4 protein-coding genes and 1 pseudogene are annotated in these 2,207 nt (G+C 35.8%); 1 reads left to right on the forward strand and 4 read right to left on the reverse strand.

Annotated elements, in window-relative coordinates:
• Window positions 1-152 precede the first annotated feature (152 nt).
• From HMPREF9171_RS1000000113720 to HMPREF9171_RS102910, 4 genes are read right to left on the reverse strand one after another with little or no spacing between them, the layout of a single operon-like run.
• Window positions 153-296: a hypothetical protein gene (locus HMPREF9171_RS1000000113720; RefSeq protein WP_001247544.1), complete on the reverse strand. Its 144-nt coding sequence runs from the start codon at window positions 294-296 to the stop codon at window positions 153-155.
• A 32-nt stretch (window positions 297-328) separates the two neighbouring features.
• Window positions 329-784, reverse strand: coding sequence for an ORF6C domain-containing protein (locus tag HMPREF9171_RS102920; protein ID WP_001872799.1), 456 nt, complete (start codon window positions 782-784; stop codon window positions 329-331).
• The gene (locus HMPREF9171_RS102915; protein WP_001006816.1) at window positions 781-1,701 is read right to left on the reverse strand and encodes a DUF3102 domain-containing protein; all 921 of its coding nucleotides are present in this window, start codon (window positions 1,699-1,701) and stop codon (window positions 781-783) included. Before HMPREF9171_RS102915 ends, HMPREF9171_RS102920 begins: the two co-directional genes overlap by 4 nt.
• A gap of 10 nt (window positions 1,702-1,711) precedes the next feature.
• Window positions 1,712-1,939: a helix-turn-helix transcriptional regulator gene (locus HMPREF9171_RS102910; protein ID WP_001166513.1), complete on the reverse strand. Its 228-nt coding sequence runs from the start codon at window positions 1,937-1,939 to the stop codon at window positions 1,712-1,714.
• A gap of 72 nt (window positions 1,940-2,011) precedes the next feature.
• Here HMPREF9171_RS102910 and HMPREF9171_RS102905 point away from each other — a divergent pair.
• Window positions 2,012-2,207, forward strand: a pseudogene (locus HMPREF9171_RS102905) (hypothetical protein); the annotation flags it as partial.

Here is a 2,207-nt window from a genome sequence, read left to right on the forward strand (position 1 = left end):
TGCATCTCCTCCTCTTTTGTGTTATAATCTAAGTAGTTATTTTCGTAAGTCGCTGTCCCCGCAGTGGCTTTTTTTCTTATCTAAATTCGTCTAAGCTGATACCTTGATTTCATCTTCACATCAAGAATTCAAAATGCCGTTTGTCTACTTGTTTACAGACCAAATAATCGGTGTTTCGCTTGGGAAATATTCGATTGGTCAGTAATCTCTAGTTTCTCGGCTAGCGTTTTGGAATCTACTGTTACCGCAATAGATTCTTTTTTATTTCCGCTATACGGATATTGTTTTGGTCTCATATGGTTCTCCTTTCGTTAGTTTTGTTTCTTTCTTACCCAATCAGTTCAAGTTCAGTCTGTTTGTTCAACAGATTAATTTTTCGTTTAGTATTCGTGCACGGTTCCCACATAGCGATATATTCAAGCGCCTCTTCTTTCTTAGATTTAGACAATTCAGCGTAGCTATTGAGATCAAATTCTGCTTTGAAATCAAGTTCCATTTCTCGGAATACTTCACTTGAAAAACGATGCTTTCTGCCTTCCTCGTCTACTTTAAAGGTTTTATAAGCTTTTGCAGATTTTCCGCCCATACAATCAATGACACGTTTACGACGTTTTTTAGTAATCATATTAATAATTCCAGGATGTAAATAAGATGTATCCATGATTTCTTGAATATCATTCTGCGCTTGCAATAATCCTTTTTCTAAGTTATCAACCTTTTCTAAAGTCACTGTCTGCATTTTTGACATTTCAATCAGTTGTTGAGTTGTTGTTAGTTCATTCATAAGACTTCTCCTTCTAAAATTTCAGTGTTCTTACGCTTCATATCAAGGTCTTTAAAGAGCTTTAGACCTCTATCGACCAAGCTATCGAACTCTTGCTTAATAAGCCCGTCACGCTGGATATAGTGCGTTTCATCAGCATAGATAAGTCCGCTCATTTCAAGTAATAGCAAATCGCCTTTTTTGAGTAGTTCAGTGATATTCTTGTATGATGCAATCTTCTTTTGATAGCTATTGAGTTTACCTTCTGACTGTTTAATCGCTTCTGTTAGCTCATCATACTTAGCTGATTTATGATTGACCTCATCACGCTTAGCATAGAATTCTTTAAGTTGACTTTTTAAATACTCCTCGTGCTGCAAGGCATCATCAACCATCTTACTTAGTTCTTTATTCTTGCCAAGCAAAGTCTGATTAAGTTGCTTAGTGCTTTCATAATCATCAGGAATAACTTCTTTGATAACTTCTTTTTCAACGATTTTAGCACTCAAGGCTTGCTCTGCTAAATTCTCTTTTTGTTGCTCTAAACGAGTATTTTCAGCTTTTAGTCGGTTGTTCTCTCGCTTGATTTCTTGCAACTCTCTGACAGTTGGGTTATCGCCACTTTCAATCCGTTCAATCTGTTCTTGCTTTTGCTCGTCTGGTAGGGTGGCTATGAGGTAGAGGGCTGTGCTACCTAAATTACTCAACGTTGAAGAATTTGGAAGTTCATTCGCCACTTTCATCATGCGATTAGCTTCAGGTTGATTTATTCCGAGTTTTCCAACCCATTCCATAAATTGCCCATGCGCTAAGTCGTTCTCTTTAACGTGGTTTAACCGTCTGCCAATTTCCCAAATAGACTGCCCTGCAATCTGCTTGTGATGATTAATTTCTAATTCAATTTGTTGCAAGTTATTTGATAATGTTACTTCATTCATATTGTCCTTTCTAGCAATGTGTTGATTTAAGTTCCCATTTTGGTGACTTTCTAGGTAAAAAAATTTGAGCAATTGGCATTTTAAAAAAATCTGCAATTGCAAACATCTCATCTTGCGTAAACTGCGCTTCTCCTCTTTCTTTTTTACCATATTGATTTACACTGACATGAATGACAGACGACAACACTTCTTGAGATAATCCTTTTTCTTTTCGCAGTTTATACAGAAGAATTTGCATTCCCCCACCCCCTTTCTATCTGTTTTTAGTACCTCTAATCTGCTATAATGTGAGCAGAAAGGAGGTGATTATATGGATAAATTAACAAAAGATGCCAAGTTTCTTTTAAGTTCAATGTATGTCAAATACAACGAGAGACGTAAAGATAAAATTTCTAAAGAAGAGTCTCGCAATTTCGAAGATATTCAATTCATCAAAGAAAATATCATGAATGAATGGTCTGAAGAAGATGTATTAGATACTTGTTTTGAACTTAGAAAACATGGTT

Source organism: Streptococcus agalactiae ATCC 13813, assembly GCF_000186445.1.
GTDB classification, from domain to species: domain Bacteria; phylum Bacillota; class Bacilli; order Lactobacillales; family Streptococcaceae; genus Streptococcus; species Streptococcus agalactiae.

What these genes read in the sequence shown, in the direction of transcription:
- HMPREF9171_RS1000000113720 (WP_001247544.1), bottom strand. Translation starts at nt 296, where the DNA reads ATGAGACCAAAACAATATCCGTATAGCGGAAATAAAAAAGAATCTATT.
- HMPREF9171_RS102920 (WP_001872799.1), bottom strand. Translation starts at nt 784, where the DNA reads ATGAATGAACTAACAACAACTCAACAACTGATTGAAATGTCAAAAATG.
- HMPREF9171_RS102915 (WP_001006816.1), bottom strand. Translation starts at nt 1,701, where the DNA reads ATGAATGAAGTAACATTATCAAATAACTTGCAACAAATTGAATTAGAA.
- HMPREF9171_RS102910 (WP_001166513.1), bottom strand. Translation starts at nt 1,939, where the DNA reads ATGCAAATTCTTCTGTATAAACTGCGAAAAGAAAAAGGATTATCTCAA.